This is a genomic window from Mesorhizobium sp. M0998, assembly GCF_040318885.1.
In the GTDB taxonomy this organism is placed as follows: Bacteria; Pseudomonadota; Alphaproteobacteria; order Rhizobiales; family Rhizobiaceae; genus Mesorhizobium.
In genome coordinates, this window is the sequence record NZ_JAMYND010000003.1 from 132873 (window position 1) to 150488 (window position 17616).

General features: G+C 63.5%; 17 protein-coding genes. 8 read left to right on the plus strand and 9 right to left on the minus strand.

Annotated features, from left to right (window positions below):
• Positions 1–2: 2 nt before the first annotated feature.
• The 7 genes from NKH59_RS04065 to NKH59_RS04095 form a co-directional block, all read right to left on the minus strand.
• Positions 3–611 (minus strand): thiamine pyrophosphate-dependent enzyme, encoded by a 609-nt coding sequence (locus NKH59_RS04065; protein WP_352470588.1) that lies wholly within the window; start codon positions 609–611, stop codon positions 3–5.
• Entirely contained in the window at positions 608–1108 is a 501-nt protein-coding gene (locus tag NKH59_RS04070; RefSeq protein ID WP_352470589.1) for a thiamine pyrophosphate-binding protein, read from the minus strand. The genes NKH59_RS04065 and NKH59_RS04070 overlap by 4 nt, the downstream gene beginning before the upstream one ends.
• Before the next feature lie 90 nt (positions 1109–1198).
• Complete coding sequence (locus NKH59_RS04075) at positions 1199–2119, minus strand: LysR family transcriptional regulator (protein ID WP_352470590.1); 921 nt, start codon at positions 2117–2119, stop codon at positions 1199–1201.
• On the minus strand, positions 2120–3922 hold the full coding sequence (locus NKH59_RS04080; RefSeq protein WP_352470591.1) for an adenine deaminase: 1803 nt from the start codon (positions 3920–3922) through the stop codon (positions 2120–2122).
• A 36-nt stretch (positions 3923–3958) separates the two neighbouring features.
• Positions 3959–4594: a glutathione S-transferase family protein gene (locus NKH59_RS04085; RefSeq protein ID WP_352470592.1), complete on the minus strand. Its 636-nt coding sequence runs from the start codon at positions 4592–4594 to the stop codon at positions 3959–3961.
• Complete coding sequence (locus NKH59_RS04090) at positions 4591–5313, minus strand: Rieske 2Fe-2S domain-containing protein (protein ID WP_352470593.1); 723 nt, start codon at positions 5311–5313, stop codon at positions 4591–4593. The genes NKH59_RS04085 and NKH59_RS04090 overlap by 4 nt, the downstream gene beginning before the upstream one ends.
• A complete protein-coding gene (locus tag NKH59_RS04095) occupies positions 5310–5537 on the minus strand; it encodes a hypothetical protein (RefSeq protein WP_352502545.1) in 228 nt (75 codons plus the stop codon). Before NKH59_RS04095 ends, NKH59_RS04090 begins: the two co-directional genes overlap by 4 nt.
• Before the next feature lie 299 nt (positions 5538–5836).
• Between NKH59_RS04095 and add the strand changes: the two genes are divergently transcribed.
• From add to guaD, 8 genes are all read left to right on the plus strand, one after another.
• Positions 5837–6877 (plus strand): adenosine deaminase, encoded by a 1041-nt coding sequence (gene add / locus NKH59_RS04100; protein WP_352470595.1) that lies wholly within the window; start codon positions 5837–5839, stop codon positions 6875–6877.
• A gap of 27 nt (positions 6878–6904) precedes the next feature.
• The gene (locus NKH59_RS04105; RefSeq protein ID WP_352540084.1) at positions 6905–8026 is read left to right on the plus strand and encodes a BMP family ABC transporter substrate-binding protein; all 1122 of its coding nucleotides are present in this window, start codon (positions 6905–6907) and stop codon (positions 8024–8026) included.
• Positions 8027–8141: 115 nt separating this feature from the next.
• Positions 8142–9746 carry an ABC transporter ATP-binding protein gene (locus NKH59_RS04110; RefSeq protein WP_352470700.1) on the plus strand — a complete coding sequence of 535 codons (1605 nt, stop codon included), beginning with the start codon at positions 8142–8144 and terminating at the stop codon, positions 9744–9746.
• A gap of 2 nt (positions 9747–9748) precedes the next feature.
• A complete protein-coding gene (locus NKH59_RS04115) occupies positions 9749–10801 on the plus strand; it encodes an ABC transporter permease (RefSeq protein ID WP_502893731.1) in 1053 nt (350 codons plus the stop codon).
• A 10-nt stretch (positions 10802–10811) separates the two neighbouring features.
• The gene (locus tag NKH59_RS04120) at positions 10812–11747 is read left to right on the plus strand and encodes an ABC transporter permease (protein ID WP_353021057.1); all 936 of its coding nucleotides are present in this window, start codon (positions 10812–10814) and stop codon (positions 11745–11747) included.
• 7 nt (positions 11748–11754) lie between these two features.
• The gene (locus NKH59_RS04125) at positions 11755–13155 is read left to right on the plus strand and encodes an 8-oxoguanine deaminase (RefSeq protein ID WP_353021059.1); all 1401 of its coding nucleotides are present in this window, start codon (positions 11755–11757) and stop codon (positions 13153–13155) included.
• Between the two features lie 23 nt (positions 13156–13178).
• The gene (locus tag NKH59_RS04130; protein WP_352470599.1) at positions 13179–14042 is read left to right on the plus strand and encodes an aromatic ring-hydroxylating dioxygenase subunit alpha; all 864 of its coding nucleotides are present in this window, start codon (positions 13179–13181) and stop codon (positions 14040–14042) included.
• Positions 14043–14142: 100 nt separating this feature from the next.
• Positions 14143–15510, plus strand: coding sequence for a guanine deaminase (gene guaD, locus NKH59_RS04135; protein ID WP_352470600.1), 1368 nt, complete (start codon positions 14143–14145; stop codon positions 15508–15510).
• Positions 15511–15588: 78 nt separating this feature from the next.
• Here guaD and NKH59_RS04140 read toward each other — a convergent pair whose 3' ends face one another.
• Positions 15589–16644, minus strand: coding sequence for an alpha/beta fold hydrolase (locus NKH59_RS04140; RefSeq protein WP_353021061.1), 1056 nt, complete (start codon positions 16642–16644; stop codon positions 15589–15591).
• A 345-nt stretch (positions 16645–16989) separates the two neighbouring features.
• A complete protein-coding gene (locus tag NKH59_RS04145; RefSeq protein WP_352470601.1) occupies positions 16990–17574 on the minus strand; it encodes a glutathione binding-like protein in 585 nt (194 codons plus the stop codon).
• Positions 17575–17616: the final 42 nt, after the last annotated feature.

Here is a 17616-nt window from a genome sequence, read left to right on the forward strand (position 1 = left end):
CGTCAGTTGTGCTCGCTCGGGCCCATGATGACGATGCCTTCGCTCGCCTCGACATGGCGGACGAAGATATACTTGTCCTCGCGGCCGTCGCTGTGTTTGCGCTTGATGTCCGGCTGGACCGTTCCCGAGACCTTGGCGACCACGATATAGGGCGCATCCACAGCGAGCCCCCTTGCACAATGTGCGTCGAACTCCTCCACCGTGCGCGCCGTATGGGCGTTCTCGAGGCCGGCGCCGCGCGCGATCGCGGCAAGGTCGACGCGGCCCAGCGCCGTATGGGTCGGCGGGCCGCCGATCGACTGGTAGCACTCATTGTCCCAGACCACGACGAAGAGGTTCTTCGGCTGCTCGTTTCCGAGCGTGGCCAGGATGCCAAGGTTGAAGAGCAGGCCGCCATCCGTATCGAGCGAAATGACGCGGCGGTGCGGCAGGCCGGCGGCGAGCCCGAAGGCCTGCGGCGTGACGCAGCCGAGTTGCTGCTGGAACAGGCTCGCCTCGCGCATATGCGGCGCGGCGTTGTACCACTCGTCGACGCTGCCGCCGAGCGAAAGGACCACCAGCTCATCCTTCAGCCGCGCGGCGAGCGCCTTCATGCAGTCGAAGCGTCTCACCGCACCACCTCGCCGCCGAGCGCCACAGCCGAATGGTAATAGGACGCATAGGACCAGGAATAGGCGTCAAGGATGGCGCGCTCGATCTTCGCCTCCTCCGTGACGATCCGGTACGGCACGCGCAGCGCGTTCAGCACCGGCTCCATGGTGATGCCATGCGGGACTGCCCACCAGTTGTTCTCGCCGAGCTCGCCGCGATAGCTCATCAGCATCATGACCGGGATGCCGGCTCCAAGGCCCATGCGGGCCAGCGGCTCGACCGAGGCGCGCAAGCCGGAATTTTCCATGACCAGCGCCGCGCGCTTGCCCGACAGGAAGACCCCGCCACATATCGCCGCGCCCTCACCCTCGTTGGTGACGCGGATCGTGCGGATATCCGGATCGGCATCAAGGGCCGGGTAGAGCTCCTTGAACAACGAATCGGGCAGATAGCAGACGATGCTCACTCCCGCCCGCTTAAGCCCCCGAATGACCGCGTCGACCGCACTCTGCTTCATGACATCCCCTTCGGCCGGGAAGTCTCGCAAAGCTCAGTTGTTCGAGATAGGGACAAATTACTCTCTTTATCGATGCGCAAAATGCAACAACTAATCATGCAACGCCTCGACCATGCGGGCCAGCAGCGCCGCGAATGCGGAGGCCGCATCCGACATTTCGCGTTCAAGCCGGGCGAGCAGCATCAGCCGGTGCGGGTTCATGCGAGAATCGCGCAACGGCACGAAAACGAGCGATCCGTCAGCCACTTCCGGCTCGATGCCGAGCTTGGTGCGAAGCACCACGCCGAGGTTGAGGCGCACCATCTCGGTCATCAGTCCGATCGAGTTGGTCCGTGACCGTCGCGTGATGTCGATCATGGAGCGCCCGATCGCATCGTCGATCGAAATGCCCAAAGCAAGGCTGTTGTCCGAGACGATGACCTGTTCGCCGGCAAGATCGAACAGCTTCACTTCCTTGCGGCCGGCAAGGCGGCTGCCCGGATGAGCGACGACGCCCAGCGGCAGAGGCGTGCTCGCGATCTTGCGCACGTTGCGCGGCACGCGCACGTCGAAAGCAAGCGCCAGATCGCATTCGCCGTCGGCAACCGCATCGCAGGCGCGCTGCGACCCGGCGACATGCACGTCGACCGATATCTGCGGGTGGCGCTTCCAGAATTCCTTCAGCGCGTTCGGCACGAGCCCGCGCGCCGCGCTCTCCACGATCGCCACGGACAACGAGCCGCGGTTGAGGCCACTGAGATCATTGATCTCGGACGAGGCGCGCGCCAACTCGGTGATGCTCTGACGCGCGTGGTAGAGCAGAAGCTCGCCTGCGCTGGTCAGTTTCAGTCGCTGGCGCACACGCTCGAAGAGCGGCGTGCCCAGTTCGTCCTCCAGGCCCTTGATGACGCGGCTGATGGAGGATGGCGCCACGTTGAGCGCCTGCGCGGTCTGGCGAACCGAGCCCAGCCGCGCGACCATTTGGAAATAATGGATGCGCGGTGAGACCAGCCCAAGTCGGAAGGGATCCACTCAGGCGGCCTCAAAGGCGGGGACGATCTCCATTTCCGGCACCAGCACGAGACCTTTGTCGGTGATACGGATTTCGGGGATGACCGAGAGCGGGATGAGGTTGAAGCCCATATAGGGAATGCAGCAGCCGGCCGCCTCCCATTCCCGTTTGAGGATCTTCACCTCCTCCGCGACCTCAGTGACGCGCTTGTCGGACAAAAGGCCGGCGATCGGCAGTTCAACCATGGCAGTCACTTTGCCGTCGACGACGACACAGACGCCGCCTTGCGTTTCCTCGATCGCCCGCAGCGCCACCTGCATGTCGGCCTCGTTGAGGCCGGCGATGATGATGTTGTGGCTGTCGTGACCGACAGACGATGCGACGGCGCCGCGTCGCAGCGTGAAATTGCTGAGCAGCCCGTAGGCGACGTTGCCGTCCGACTTGCCATGGCGCTCGACCACAGTGACGAAGCACAGGCCGTGGCGGTCGAAATGGTTCTGCCAATCGTTGGACGGATCGAGCGTGATCTTCTGGTGGCCGAGCGTGATCCCCGGCAGTTCGGTGCGGATGGTATGCGCCACCACCTTGCCGGTTGGCAGCTCCGGCGTCAGCTTGATCTGCTTCGGCAGCTTCACTGTGTGGTAGGCCGTGTCCGGATAGCGGTAGCGGGTCGAGAGGGCCTGGTCGAGCAGCGGCATGATCTTGCCGTCATCGACGACGAGTTCGCCGCCATACCACGTGCTAACGGGATCGAAGCCGTCGTCGAGCAGCACCAGGTCGGCACGGCGGCCACCACCGAGGCCTCCGATTTCGCCTTCCATTGCAAAGCGCGTCGCGCCATGCAGCGAGCCCATCGACCAGGCCTGCTCCGGCGTCATGCCGGCCTTCATCGCCTCGCGCGTCACCCAGTCCAGGCCGAAGAGCATCAGGTCGTCAGCATCGCGGTCGTCGGTGCAGACCGCGATGCGCTTATGCGAGGCTCCGAGTTCCGTAATCGTCTTGATCGCTGCGGGCAGGCTGTGCCACGGTGTCGTCGGCGGGCCGCCACGCAGGAACAGCCAGATGCCGGCCTCGAGCATGTCGTCGGCGATCTCGCGGTCGATCGCCTCATGGGTATCGGTGACGCCGGAGGCCGCATAGGCCGACACGAATTCGCGTCCATAGACGTGTCCCGACACCGGGCGGCCGCGTCTCAGCGCCGCAGCGAGGATGGCATGGCTGCGTTCATCGCCCATAGCCACTGGCACGAAATCCATCTTCTCGCCTAGCGCCACGGCTTCCGGCCATTTGTCGAACAATGCGCCGATCTTCTCGGCTGTCAGGTCGCCACCGGCCGTTTCCAGCAACGGCGAAGTTGCCGGGACGGTGCTCGGAACCGTCAGGAAAATGGACAACGGCGCCAGGCGCGCGTCCTCCAGCATCGCCTCGATGCCAGCAACGTCCATGACGTTGCCGATCTCGTGGCTGTCGCAGAAGAGGGTCGTGGTGCCGTTGAGCAGCGCCGCCTCGGCATAGGCGCAGGCCGTCACCATCGAGGATTCGATGTGGATGTGCGGATCGACCAGGCCGGGGGCGACGATGCCGCCCCTGGCGTCATATATCCTGGCGCTGCCACCCTTATAAGTGCCGGCCGGCTTCACAGCGGCGATCCGCCCTCCCGACAACCAGATCTCGCGGCCTGGAAGCACGCGCTCCGAATAGGTCGACAACACGCGTGCGCCGGCAATGACCAGATCGGGATCGGCTCGCCCGGAAGCGACGCCGGCCAGCCGCCGGGTCATGGACGAGAGCGGCTGGACGGAAAAGCGCGTGAGAGAGGTCATTCTGTTGCTTGCCTCGTTCTCGTCGAATGTTGGGCGTCAATGGTAATCGGGGATGCCCGGCATGGTCGTGAAGCCCGGAAGCGCGCGGAAGCGACGCACCCAGCGGCGCAGCGCCGGATACTCGTCATGGTCGACGCCGAAATCGCGGCTCAGCGCAAACGCCGGAAAAAGCGCGATGTCGGCGATGGTCGGGCGGTCCGCAGCGAACCATTCTTTCTTCTCGAAACCCCGCGCGGTCATATGGTCGTCCATGGCGCGGAGTGCGTGCGCGGCACCGGCCCGCAGCGCAGCCTCGTCGCCGCCGGCGCCGAACATGGCATGGCGGCGCGCGGCGCTGGCAACGCCGAGATCGCCGGCCGCGAAGAAAAGCCACTGCATCACCTTGGCGAAATCCGAACCATCCGCCGGCAGCCATGCACCCGTTGAATCGTGGCTGCGCGCCAGATGGACGATGATGGACTCGGCGCCGAACATCGTCACCTCGTCGTCGCGGAGAATGGGCAGGCTGCCCGCCGGGTTCATGGCCAGGAATGGCGGCGTCTTCTGCTCCGCCCCCGGAAATGCATCGACTGCAACGGTCTGCCATTCCAGGCCGAGCATGGAAAGCGCCAGCCGCACCTTGTAGCAGTTTTCGTCCAGCTCGTAGTTGTAGAGCGTGATCCTCGCCATCATGCAGCCCGCGTCGTCGAGGTCGCGCCGGTACGCCCGGTCTCGAGATGATGACGCAGCTCGCTCGTCCAAGCGAAGAAATGCTTCTGCCCCTTGCCGGCATACTTGGCTGCCGGTCCGTCAATCACGATGTGTAGGGCCGATCGTTTGTCGGTCAGTTCCTGCAGGCCAAGAAGCAGCGTGTCTTCGCCGACCGTCAGGCTGAACAGCATCCCGCTCAGCGCCTTCAGCTCAGCGAGCCCGGATCCGCGGGAGAAGGGCCTGGGCGGCATGGCCCTCACGACATCGATCACCATTGCGGCGGGACTGTCGAGATGCAGGCTGCGGACCGGCACCACCTCCTCTGCCAAGGCAGGCAATTCGGGCAATGCTGCTGCCGGATCCAGTGCCGTCCAGACTATCCCAGCCGCCTCGGCCGATCTGTGGGCAGACACGGTAATGGACGCCGGCACCCTGAGATCGGGGTGGGCCGGAATGTATCGGCACTGGCCGGCCGCATCGTACTGCCAGCCGTGATAAAGACAGGCAATATGATCGCCGCGGACAAAACCGAAGCTCAGCTTCATACCGCGATGCGGGCAGCGATCCTCCCACACATGCGCTGCGCCACTGTTGTCGCGCCAGACCACCAGCTCGTTTCCGCCAAGGCGGATTCCGGCCGAACTGCCCGGCTCGATCGATCCCGACAGCGCCACTGGGTGCCATCCAGCCTGTATCGTCATTCTGCGTCTTTCCCTCTGGAATATTCCCAAATTTCGGCCCGTTCGCAGTCCATCACCAGACAGTCGATTGGCCCCAAGCTACATGCCATCTCGAAGGCATCGATGAGATCGGGCTGGCCCGAAACCTGGACGACAAAAAAATCGTCCGCGGCTTCGTGCACCAGCAGATCGAGATTGAGCCGAGCGGCACGCCTGTCGGCGAACTCGCCAAAGCTCGACGACACCAGTCGGCCGATGAAGCGCAGGCGCGTTGTTTGAGGCGGAGGCGCAGGGTTCTGCGCTTCCCGTAGGTGCTTCATGCCTATATTTCTCCCGGCCTGCACATTTTTTAAGCAGTTTTATAATGTGTCTAGTTAGGCATCATTTTTTGGCTTGTGCAAGCCCCGTTTCCCTGACATCTGTTGCGTATCAGGTGATCGGACAGTTGGAAAAAGCCGCGATTATCGAACAACTCGGCAGCCGTCCGTCGCCCAAGAAAACCAGGTACGGCTTTGGGGTTGCCGATCCGGGCGAGTGAGCGTCGATGTCGTTGTCAAGTTTCATTCAGCTCATGCCGAAGGTCGAGTTGCACTTGCACCTCGAGGGCGCCGTATCCGCGGAGACATTCGCCGAGCTGGCGGCGCTGAACGCGGTGCCGCTGCCGGACGGCAGACTGACATCGGAGCTCTACAGCTACGGCAACCTGCTGGATTTCCTGAAGATTTACGATCTGGTTTGCGCCTCGATCAGGACTGCGGACGATTTCTCTCGCATCACCTTCGAGGCACTGGAGCGCTGCGCTAAAGCCGGTGCGCGCTACGTCGAACTGTTCTTCAGCCCGCATGCGCATCTGGCTCATGGCGTGGCCTATTCGACTATGCTCGAAGGCATCCTCGACGGCTTTCACCGCGCAAAGGAGCGCTATGGGCTTATGGCAAAGCTGATACCGGCGCATGCGAAGCCGCTCGGCGCGGCAGGTGGCGAGCGCTTCCTGGACATGGTTCTGGCCGAGCGCCCGGCTGAGGTGATCGGCATCGGCTTCGATTACGACGAACGCCCGAACCCGCCGCCGATGTTTGCGCGCATCGTCGAGCGAGCGCGGGCTGCCGGGCTCAATGTCACCAACCATGCGGGCGAGGATGGCCCGGCGGACTATGTCCGCGATACCGTCGACGTCCTCGGCCTGAGACGGGTCGACCACGGCTACCATGTCGTCGACGATCCGGCGCTGATGGAGCAGTGCAAGGAGATGGGCATCGTCTTCACCTGCTGTCCGAGCACGACGCTGGCCACCACCGTCTGGCGTGACCTCACCGCGCCCGACCACGCGATCCGCCGCATGATCGAGGCCGGGCTTACCGTGACGATCCACTCCGACGATCCGCCCATGTTCGCCACGACGCTCGACCGCGAATACGCGCTGATCGCCGAAAATTTTGCGCTCGGGCCGTCGGCACTGAAGCGGATCGCGCTGGCTGGCCTGTCCGCAGCATGGCTCGATGACGACATCAAGCAGGCATGGTCGGCCGACTGGTCGGCAGAAATCGACCGCCTCATGGAAACCGAACTGTCTCTCCCGAACTGAACACGACACGGAACAAAGGACCGAAGCATGATCGACCTGCGCAATCTCTCCCGCCGAGGCTTCCTCAACATGGGCGCCGCGGCCGGCGCCTCGCTGCTCCTGCCGAAATCCGGCCTTATCACGCCCGCCAATGCACAGACGCCGCTCGCCGCCGTCGCCGAGGAAAACGCGGTCATCGCCTTCGGCCACACCGGTCCGGTGACCGATGAAGGCTGGACCTGGAGCCACGACCAGGGCATGAAGGCCGTGCAGGAAGCGTTCCCGAAGCTGAAGACGCTGTTCGTCGAAAGCATCCCCTATTCGGCCGACGCGACCCGCACCTTCCGCCAGTTCGTCTCGGAAGGTGCCAACATGGTGTTTGCCACCTCCAACTATGGCGACTTCCTCTACGACGTGGCCAAGCGTTCGCCGGACGTCGCCTTCTATGAATGCGATGGCCGCAACCCGCTCGAAAATCTCTCGACCTACTATCTCGCCCACTGGTACCCAACCTACGTCACCGGTGTCGCCGCGGGCCTGATGAGCAAGAGCGGCAAGCTCGGCTACGTCGCCTCCTTCCCTGTTCCGTCGGTCTTTTCCGGCACCAATGCCTTCCTGATGGGCGCCCGTTCGGTCAATCCCAACGCCACGATGCAGACCATCGTCATCAACTCGTGGTTCGATCCGCAGGCTGCCACCCAGGCCGGCACCGCGCTCATCGACAACGGCGCCGACCTTCTGTTCGGCATCATGGACGAAGCAGGCTATCTGCAGGTGGCCGAGCAGCGCGGCGCGAAGGCCGTGATGTGGAATACCGACATCCGCCGCTACGGGCCGAAGGCCTACGTCTCCTCGATCGCCATCGACTTCAAGAAATTCTATGTCGACCAGGTGCGCCTGCGCCTCGAAGGCAAGTGGACGCCATCGCAGACCATCCTGCCGATGGGCGGCGGTATCGACCGCGATGCCTGGGGCGAGACGGTGCCCACCGAGGTCGCAAAGCAGGCCGATGCCGTGCGCGACAAGATTCTCGGCGGCTGGAGCCCGTTCGAGGGCGAGATCAAGGACACCAAGGGCAACGTCAAGGTGGCTGCCGGCCATCGCATGACCGAAGAGGAACTCTACAACTGGGATTGGTCGATCGAAGGCGTCAGCGGCCTCCAAGCGTAATCCTGAAAGATTGCAGAGTTTTCGGATAGACTATGCGGCAGAAGGCAAAGAGCTAAGCGGGATGAATGATTTTGTTCCAGTTCATCATGCTTCGAGCGAGCACCGCTACGGCGGCATGGAGGTGCCGTCCACCTCCCCGGGACGTTACGAGCCTGGCTCCGGCGCACCGCCGCTCGTGCTGCTCAAGAGCATCAGCAAATATTTCCCCGGCGTCGTTGCCAACCAGGACGTCGACCTGGACGTGATGCCGGGGGAGATCCACGCCTTGCTCGGCGAGAATGGCGCCGGCAAATCGACCTTGATGAACATCCTCACCGGCATCTATCAGCCGGATGCCGGTGAGATCGTCGTCGACGGCTATGCCAAGCATTTCGCATCTCCAGTCGATGCGATCTCCGCCGGTATTGGCATGGTCCACCAGCATTTCAAGCTGGTGACCGCCTTCACGGTCGCCGAGAATATTCATCTCGGCTGGTCCGAAACGCCCAAGCGTATTGGCTCGTCGGTGCTCGAGGCGCGGACTGCCGCACTGGCCGAGAAGCTGAACCTCGCGGTACGGCCATCCGCGCGCGTCGCCGATCTTTCGACCGGCGAGCAGCAGCGCGTGGAAATCCTACGCGTGCTCGCGCGCAATGCCCGTGTTCTGATCCTCGACGAGCCGACTGCAGTGCTTACTCCGGCGGAAGCGCGCGAGCTCTTCAAGGCGCTCAAGCAGTTCGTGTCCCGGGGCAATGCGGTGATCTTCATCAGCCACAAGCTCGACGAGGTCCTGGAAATATCAGACCGCATCACCGTGCTGCGCGGCGGCCGCAAGGTGGCCACCGAAAATACCGCGGACTGCGGCGAGAAGATGCTGGCGCGCCTGATGGTTGGCCGTGAGATCGTGCTCAGCAATCTGCGTGCCAGGCAGCCAGGCGCGGCCGGCATCTCCGCCGAGCCGGTGCTCAGCCTCAAATCCGTCGTCGCGCGTGACGACGTGGGCGGCATCCTTCTCGACGAGGTTTCGCTCGACATCCATGCCGGCGAGATTCTCGGCATCGCCGGTGTGGCCGGCAACGGCCAGAAGGAGCTGACCCAGGTCGTCACCGGCTTGCGGCCGATCCACTCGGGCCAGATACTGCTCGGCGGAAAGGGCGTCACGACCGCCGGCGCGGTCGATTACGCGAAGTTCGGCGTCGGCCACATTCCCGAAGACCGGCTGCACAGCGGTCTGGCGCCGGCGCTTTCAATCACCGACAACGCCATAATCCGCGAATATGCGTCGGCGCCTGTTTCAAAGGGCTTCGCGTTCCGACCGCGCCTAGCGGCTGCTCTTGCGCGCACGATCGCCGAAGCGGCATCCGTTGCGGTGCCCAATTTCGGCATGCCCATGCGCAACCTTTCCGGCGGTAATCAGCAGCGCCTCGTCGCACGCCGCGAGATGCGCATCGCAAGCAAGGTTCTGATCGCCGCCTATCCGAGCCGTGGCCTCGATGTCGGCGCGATCAACACGATGATGCACTATCTCGTCGAATTGCGCGATGCCGGCGTCGGTGTGCTCTTCATTTCCGAGGAGCTGGAAGAGCTGTTCAACCTGTCGGATCGCATCGCCGTAATGTTCCATGGCAGGATCATGGGCGCGGTGGAGACTGCCTCCACCGACATCGAGGAAATCGGCCTGATGATGGGCGGGCAGATGCGGTCCAGTGCTGGCGCCCAGGCCGCTGCCGGGAAGCACTGACCTTGGCGATCAAGCTCCAGCGCGTTCCATCCGCGCAGCCCTCCGTTGCCTTTGCGGCACGTGCCCTGGCGATCGTGCTGGCACTGGGGGTCGCCGGCCTGGTTCTGGCCGCTCGCGGCAATGCTCCCGTCGAACTCGCCTGGGAGGTGCTCAACTCGACTTTTGGCTCGAGCTTCGGGCTGGAAGATGTCGGACTTCTGGTCACTCCCCTGATCCTGACCGGCCTGTCGGTCTGGGTAGCGCTGAGAATCGGCGCCTGGAACATCGGCGCGGAGGGCCAATTCTATGCCGGCGCCTTCAGCGCCACGGCAGTCGCGCTGTTCATTCCCGGCCCGACCTGGCTGATCCTGCCTGTTATGTTCATCGCTGGCGCGCTCGGCGGGCTGCTCTGGATACTGGTGCCGACGCTGGCGCGCGCCTACGCCGATGTCAGCGAACTCATCACCACCCTGCTTCTGAATTTCGTGGCGACGCTGATGGTCTACTACGTCGCCACCGGACCATGGCTCGACCCGAGCGGCCATGCGCTCGCGACCACTGCACGTCTGCCGCATGACGTGCCTGAATTCTGGGGTATCGTGCACTACGGTTTCCCGCTGGCGATCCTGCTCACCTTTGTCATCGCAGGACTGCTCAACTACACGCGCTGGGGTTACGAGGTGCGGGTCGCTGGGTCGAACCCGAGCGCGGCGCTTTATGCGGGCATGCCGTTCCGCCGCCGCCTGATCGTCGTCCTGCTGATGTCGGGAGCGATCGCCGGCATCGCCGGTATGCTGGAAGTAGCTGGCACGGTGCATCGCCTGCAGGGCGGCATTTCCAACAATTTCGGCTATCTCGGCATCATGGTCGCGGTGCTGGCGCGCGGTTCCTCACTTGGCGTGCTCGCAGGCGCGGCTTTGATGGGCGTCATCCTGAATTCGGGCATCATCCTGCAGACGCAAGGCATCACCGTCTCGGCCGTGCTCGCCATCACCGGACTGATCCTGTTCTTCACGGCGATCGGCAACGAACTCGCTCACTACCGCATCACGCGGACCGAACCGGTCGCGAGCTGAGGAAACACCCATGGACATGATCGCCGGACTGATCCAGACCTCCATTCTCGCCGGCGGCGTGCTGGCGCTGGCGGCGCTGGGCGAGACGCTCTCCGAGCGCGCCGGCGTCGTCAATCTTGGCGTCGAAGGGCTTATGGCGCTCGGTGCAATCACTGGCATCGCGGTCGTCGTCGCCACGCCGCACCCTATGCTCGGCTTCGTCCTTGCGCTTGCCGTCGGTTTCCTCATTGGCTGCGTCTTCGCTCTTGGCACCGTCGTCATTAAAGCGAACCAGGTGTTGTGCGGCCTGGCGCTGACGCTGATGGGCACCGGCATGGCCGCAACGATCGGTCGCGCCTATTCCGGCATGCCGGCGCCGGCGACCTTCGCGCCGATCGCTATTCCCTATCTTAGCGACATCCCGCTGCTCGGTCGCGCGATCTTCACGCAGAACATCCTTGTCTACCTGATCTACATCGTCCTGCCGGTTGTGCTGCACTACATCATGTTCCGCACGCGCCACGGGCTGAACATGCGCGCGGTGGGCGAAAACCCCGCGGCAGCCGACGCCGCCGGCATTTCGGTGCTAAGCATCCGCTTCTGGTATGTCGCCGCGGGCTCGGCGCTGGCGGCCGGCGCCGGCGCTTACCTCACGCTTGCCTTCGTTCCCTCCTGGTCGGAAGGCGTCGTGGCCGGCCGCGGCTGGATTGCCGTCTCTCTCGTCATCTTCGCAGGCTACCGGCCCCTCAACGCCGTGCTGGCCGCTCTGCTGTTCGGTCTCATCACCTCGCTCGGCTTCGTCGGCCAAGCACGCAACTGGCCGATCGCGGCGCCGATCCTGTCGATGCTGCCCTATCTCGGCACGATCGCCCTGATCATCGTGCCGGTGCTTGCCTGGCAGCGCATGCGCCGGGTAATGGCCGCGCCGGCTGCTCTCGGCGAACCCTATTTCCGCGACATGTGTTGAGACCGTCATGCCCCGCCTGCTTGTCAAGAACATCGATCTGCTCGCCACCTTCGATGATACGCGCCGCGAGATTTCCGACGGCGCCTTGATGATCGACGACAACGTCATCGAAGCGGTCGGCACCACCGCGGAACTCAGTGCCTCCAGTGCCGACGAGGTGCTCGACTTATCGGGCCATGTCGTCATGCCGGGCATGGTGAACACGCATCATCATATGTACCAGAACCTCACCCGTGTGATGGCTCAGAACGACGAACTGCTTGTCTGGCTGAAGACGCTCTATCCGATCTGGGCCGAGCTCGACGACGATGCGATAGGTGTCTCGGCGCGCGTAGCGATGGCCGAGCTTATCCATTCGGGCTGCACGACCAGCTCCGATCACCTCTACATCTTGCCCAACAACTGCACGCTCGACGCGACGATCGGTGCGGCCCGCGATATCGGTCTGCGTTTCCACGCTGCGCGTGGAGCCATGTCGCGCGGCGAAAGCCAGGGCGGCTTGCCGCCGGATCGCTGCGTCGAAAAGGAAGAGGATATCCTGAAGGATGCCGAACGGCTGATCGGCGGCTATCACGACGCGTCGCGGCATTCAATGAGCCGAATCATCCTGGCTCCTTGCTCGCCTTTCTCGGTGACTCCGGAGTTGATGCGCGATGCGGCATCGCTGGCGCGCAGCCACAAGGGCGTGAACCTGCATTCGCACCTTGCCGAAGAGCTTTTCGAGGAGAAGTACTGCCTCGAAATCTATGGCAAACGGCCGGTCGAGTTCGCCGAATCCGTCGGCTGGCTCGGTGACGACGTCTGGTTCGCCCACTCGATTTTCATGACCAGCGACGAGATCGACCGCTTCGCCGGAACCGGCACCGGGGTCGCCCATTGCCCGTCGGCTAACATGCGCTGCGGCCAGGGCATCGCGAAAATCCGCGAGATGCTCGACAAGGGCGTGAAGGTCGGCCTTGGCGTCGACGGCTCGGCCTCGAACGACACGTCGAACCTGTTCATGGAAGCGCGGCTGGCGCTGATGCTTCAGCGTGTCGCGCCGCACCACTACCTCTCCGAAAAGCCCGGCGGCCGCGGCGGTTTCGGCGGCACGCCGACGGCGCTGTCCGCGCGCGAGGCCCTCGAAATGGCGACGCGCGGTGGCGCTGCCCTGCTCGGCCGCAATGACATCGGCCATCTCGCGCCCGGCATGTGCGCCGACTTCATCGCGGTCAAACGCAGCCAACTCGGCCTTTCCGGCACCGAGCGCGACCCGCTCGCCGCGCTGGTGCTTTGCGGACCCTCCAAGGTCGACTATTCCTACATCAACGGCCGGCAGATTATCGCGAGAGGCGACTTCGCCTCTTTCGATGTCGAGGCGGCGATGGCCGACCACCGGGCCGTGATGGACCGCATCTATCGGCAGTGAGATAGCACAGGAAGGACGCAACAATGACGATTAAGCGAGCTGCGGAGCAGGCGGCCCTCGACCAATGGTATTGCATTGACGCGCTGAACGAGATTCCGGTCGGCACGATGCCGAACCGGCTTCTGGGCGTCGATCTGTTGGTAGCCCGCGATACGGCAGGCCCGGTCAATGTGTCGCGTGCCGGCGACGGCAGCCAAGTCCCGGCCAAGGAACGCTACGGCTATCTATGGATCACGCTCGGCATGCCGGCCGGCGATGTGCTGTCGATCCCGGAGGCCTATGAGGACGATCGCCGGCCTGTCGTTTGCGGAGCGATCGCGGTAAAGGCGTCCGGCCTGCGCATCGTCGAGAATTTCCTCGACATGGCGCATTTCCCCTTCGTCCATACCGACATATTGGGCGCCGAGCCGCACACGGAAGTGCGGCATTACACAACCGAAATCCGCCGCGACGTGGATGAGGTGTGGGCGACCAACTGCGAATTCTTCCAGCCGCAGGCAGCACTCTCGGCGACCGGCGGCATCATGACCCAATACATGTACCGGGTCGCCAATCCTTTCGCGGTGATGCTCTACAAGACCTGCCCCAACTCGGCTACCCGGTGGGACGTGATCTGTCTGTTCGTGCAGCCCCTCGATCCGGACCGCTGCCGCGCGCACCCCGTCATGTTCCTGATCGACGACGTATCGACCACGACCGAACTTGTGCAGTTCCAGCAGCTCATCTTCCTGCAGGACCGCATCATCCTGGAGAACCAGCGGCCACTTCTTTTGCCGCTCGAGCCGCGCGCGGAAATCCCGACGCGGGCCGACGGCTCGTCGATCGCCTATCGCCGCTGGCTGAAGGAGAAGGGCATCACCTACGGCACGACGGCGCAAGCCGCATGAGCGGCAGCCCTTCCGATATTGTCATCGGCATCGACGGACGGGCAATCACGCTCTGGCGCTTCGCGACGGCAGTGCGTAGCTGTTCTTCGGCGGAGGACAGGTGAGCGACCTGAGCGGCAAGACGCTTCTGGCCAGCGGCTTTCACGCGCCGGAGCGCGGGCTCGTGGAAGAGTTGCTCCATGCCCTGATCGCAATCGATCAATCAGGCATCATCGCCTCGGTGCTGCATCCGCATGATGCCGGCTATGACGAGGCGCTGGAGGCCGCGCGCCGGACCGGTTCGCTGGCGACCTTGCCGGCGCAGAGTTATCTGCTGCCCGGCTTCGTCGATCTTCACGTGCACGCGCCGCAATATCCGCAGCTCGGCAGAGCGCTGGACGTGCCGCTCGAGGCCTGGCTCCACAAACACACGTTTCCCCTGGAGGCGCGCTACGCCGATCTCGCCTTCGCGCGGCGCAGCTACGGCCTGCTGGTCGACGACCTGATCGCTAACGGCACGACCACAGCGCTCTATTTCGCAACCATCCACCAGGACGCGACAAGGCTGCTCGTCGACATTTGCCTCGAACGTGGGCAACGTGCGCTGGTCGGTAAAGTGGCGATGGACAATCCCGACGAGTGCCCGGCCTATTATCGCGATACCTCGGCGGACGCGGCCATCGATGGCACGCGCGCTCTGATCGACTACGTGCATGGGCATCCGGACAATGCCACGGGACGGGTAAAGCCGGTCATTACGCCGCGCTTCATCCCCTCCTGTACCGACGCCGCCCTCAAAGGGCTCGGCACGCTTGCGCAGGAATGCGGCTGCCATGTGCAGACGCATTGCTCGGAGAGCGACTGGGCGCATGGCTACGTGCTGCAGCGCCACGGGATCAGCGACACGTCTAGCCTTGATCGCTTTGGCCTGCTGCGCGCCGGCAGCGTGCTCGCGCACGCCAATTTCATTACGCTTGCCGACATGGAGACGATCCGCGTGCGCAAGGCGGCCGTGGCGCACTGCGCCGTCTCCAACGCCTACTTCGCAGGCGCCGTGTTCCCGTTGAGGGCGGCCCTCGAGAAGGGTGTCAAGGTCGGGCTCGGCACCGACATTTCCGGGGGACCGAGCGCCTCGATGTTCGATGCGATGCGCGCGACGGTCATGTCGTCGCGCATGCTGGAAACCGGCACCGACCCGGCGCTAGCGGCCGAGACGCGCGGCACGGCCGGAACAGCACGCGTCGACTTTCGCGAGTCCTTCCACCTGGCGACGGCAGGCGGTGGCGCGGCACTCGGCTTGCCTGTGGGGCGATTCTCGCCTGGCTACCATTTCGATGCGATCCTGGTCGACACCGCCGCGCCCAGAGGCACAATTCACCTGTGGGACGAACTCGACGACGGCGACGGCATCCTTCAGAAGATCGTCTACTCCGCTTCCAGGGCCAACATCGCGTCGGTCTGGGTCGGCGGGAGAGCTGTTCTCGCCTAAGCGGACCGGAGGCTGTGCCGAGAACCAGGACTCTTCCCGTTTTATTCCTTGCGGTCGGGGGCACGTCATGGATTTTGATCAGTATTCGCCGACGTCGATGACAGCCTGGGCAAAGGCTTGCGGGGCTTCTTGAGGCAAGTTGTGGCCGATACCGCCGGTGATGATCCGGTGCGTGTATCTGCCCGAGAATTTCTTGGCGTAGGAACTGCTGTCGGGATGGGGTGCGCCATTGGCATCGCCCTCAAGGGTAATGGTCGGCACTGTGATCACGGGAGCTTCGGCCAGCCGGTTTTCCAGAACGTCATATTCCGGCTCGCCCTGTGCCAGGCCGAGCCTCCAACGGTAATTGTGAATGACGATGCTGACGTGATCCGGGTTGTCCAGTGCTGCGGCGCTGCGCTGGAAGATGTCATCATCGAAATTCCACTGCGGCGAAGCGAGTTGCCAGATGAGTTTGGCGAAATCGCGCGTGTATTTCTCGTAGCCGGCGCGGCCGCGATCCGTGGCGAAGTAATACTGATACCACCATTGAAGCTCCGCCTCCGGTGCCAGCGGCACCATGCCGACCTGCTGATTTCCGATGAGATAGCCGCTCACCGAGACGATCGCCTTGCAACGCTCAGGCCAGAGCGCGGCAACGACATTGGCCGTTCGAGCGCCCCAGTCGCAGCCGGCGATCGTGGCCTTTTCGATCCCCAGCGCATCCATCAGGGCGATCGTATCCGCGGCGAGCGCCGACTGCTGGCCGTTGCGCATCGTCTCGTCCGACAGGAAGCGCGTAGTGCCGTAGCCGCCCAGGTAGGGCACAATCACGCGGTACCCCTTTGCGGCAAGCAGGGGAGCGACATCGGCGTAGGTGTGAATGTCATAAGGCCAGCCATGAAGCAGGATCACTGGGGCACCTTCGGCGGGCCCCAGCTCCGCATATCCGACGCTCAGATTTCCGGCATTGACCTGCCCGAGCGAGCCGAATGATTTCTGCGTGGCTTGCGTAGCAGATGCCCTCGCCTCGACCGTCCAAGTGGCCGCCGGCTCGCTCAAGCCGAGTTCGGTGGCGGCGAACGTCATTGCTGCAGCACCAACAATGCGCCGGCGGCGATGATCGACCGTGTCGGGAGCCTTACTCGCATTCATGATGAAGCCTCTGTAATGACCAACAAGCAGGAACGACCGGACCGCCCGCCTCATCGGCCGACAGGAAATGTTGCCTATTTCGATGGTGACTGCGGGCGGCGGACCAACCACTGTAACACTCGGCCAGGAGGCAGTGCGGCGAACTCTGATTGAATGCCGGTCAGGTCAAGCGTTTCCTCGATTTCCCTCCTCAGAAATTCGAGACCTAGGCCGTCCCCGCGCTTGGAAGCGGCTGGATGTAGATGTAGCATCCGCAGGAACGGCAGCATGAGAATGACTCCTGATCTTCTGTTTGGGCGAGAGGACATGTTGCATCTGGTCTTATGCTCGAAGTCGCCCTCAGCTTCAGACGAGGCCCTCACGATCCATTGCGATGCGCACGGCCGGTCGGGCAGCCATTCGGACGCGAAGGGCTTGCAAAGGCGCGGGAACAGGGACTTGGAAGCGGGCCGCCCAAAGCAGCATCACGAAAAGATAAAAATCCGCGACGCTGGGCTTGTCGCCGAACAGATAGTCGGTCTCGAGCCCGTCAGCGACGAACTCGAGTTGGCTCGTAATCGTCGCGCTCGCCCTGGCCTTTTCGGCATCGCTGCTTTGGTGCCACATCGGCTTGAAGCTTCGGTGTATTTCAGTTGAGATGTAGGTCAGCGCTTCGAGAAGGCGGGTACGGCCCAACGGCCCCGCCACTGCCAGTGGCGGGTATTGCGACGCAATCCAGTCGAGGACGGCGATATTTTCCGTCAGCGTTTCGCCGCTATCCAGCACGAGGGCTGGAACATAGCCCTTGCGCGTGACGGTAGTGAAATCATCCCCGGAGCCTGTCCGTTTGGTCTTGAGGTTCACACTTTCGCGCTCGAAGGAAACACCGGCCTCTTCCAGAGCGATGTGGTCCGCCAGGCTGCAGGCGAGAGGGCTGTAGTAGAGTTTCACCGCTTTTCCCTTTTCTGAACCCGATTGAATCCCGCAACTGGT

What these genes read in the sequence shown, in the direction of transcription:
- NKH59_RS04070 (WP_352470589.1), bottom strand. Translation starts at nt 1,108, where the DNA reads ATGAAGCAGAGTGCGGTCGACGCGGTCATTCGGGGGCTTAAGCGGGCG.
- NKH59_RS04080 (WP_352470591.1), bottom strand. Translation starts at nt 3,922, where the DNA reads ATGACCTCTCTCACGCGCTTTTCCGTCCAGCCGCTCTCGTCCATGACC.
- NKH59_RS04085 (WP_352470592.1), bottom strand. Translation starts at nt 4,594, where the DNA reads ATGATGGCGAGGATCACGCTCTACAACTACGAGCTGGACGAAAACTGC.
- NKH59_RS04090 (WP_352470593.1), bottom strand. Translation starts at nt 5,313, where the DNA reads ATGACGATACAGGCTGGATGGCACCCAGTGGCGCTGTCGGGATCGATC.
- add (WP_352470595.1), top strand. Translation starts at nt 5,837, where the DNA reads ATGTCGTTGTCAAGTTTCATTCAGCTCATGCCGAAGGTCGAGTTGCAC.
- NKH59_RS04105 (WP_352540084.1), top strand. Translation starts at nt 6,905, where the DNA reads ATGATCGACCTGCGCAATCTCTCCCGCCGAGGCTTCCTCAACATGGGC.
- NKH59_RS04110 (WP_352470700.1), top strand. Translation starts at nt 8,142, where the DNA reads ATGGAGGTGCCGTCCACCTCCCCGGGACGTTACGAGCCTGGCTCCGGC.
- NKH59_RS04120 (WP_353021057.1), top strand. Translation starts at nt 10,812, where the DNA reads ATGGACATGATCGCCGGACTGATCCAGACCTCCATTCTCGCCGGCGGC.
- NKH59_RS04125 (WP_353021059.1), top strand. Translation starts at nt 11,755, where the DNA reads ATGCCCCGCCTGCTTGTCAAGAACATCGATCTGCTCGCCACCTTCGAT.
- NKH59_RS04130 (WP_352470599.1), top strand. Translation starts at nt 13,179, where the DNA reads ATGACGATTAAGCGAGCTGCGGAGCAGGCGGCCCTCGACCAATGGTAT.
- NKH59_RS04140 (WP_353021061.1), bottom strand. Translation starts at nt 16,644, where the DNA reads ATGAATGCGAGTAAGGCTCCCGACACGGTCGATCATCGCCGCCGGCGC.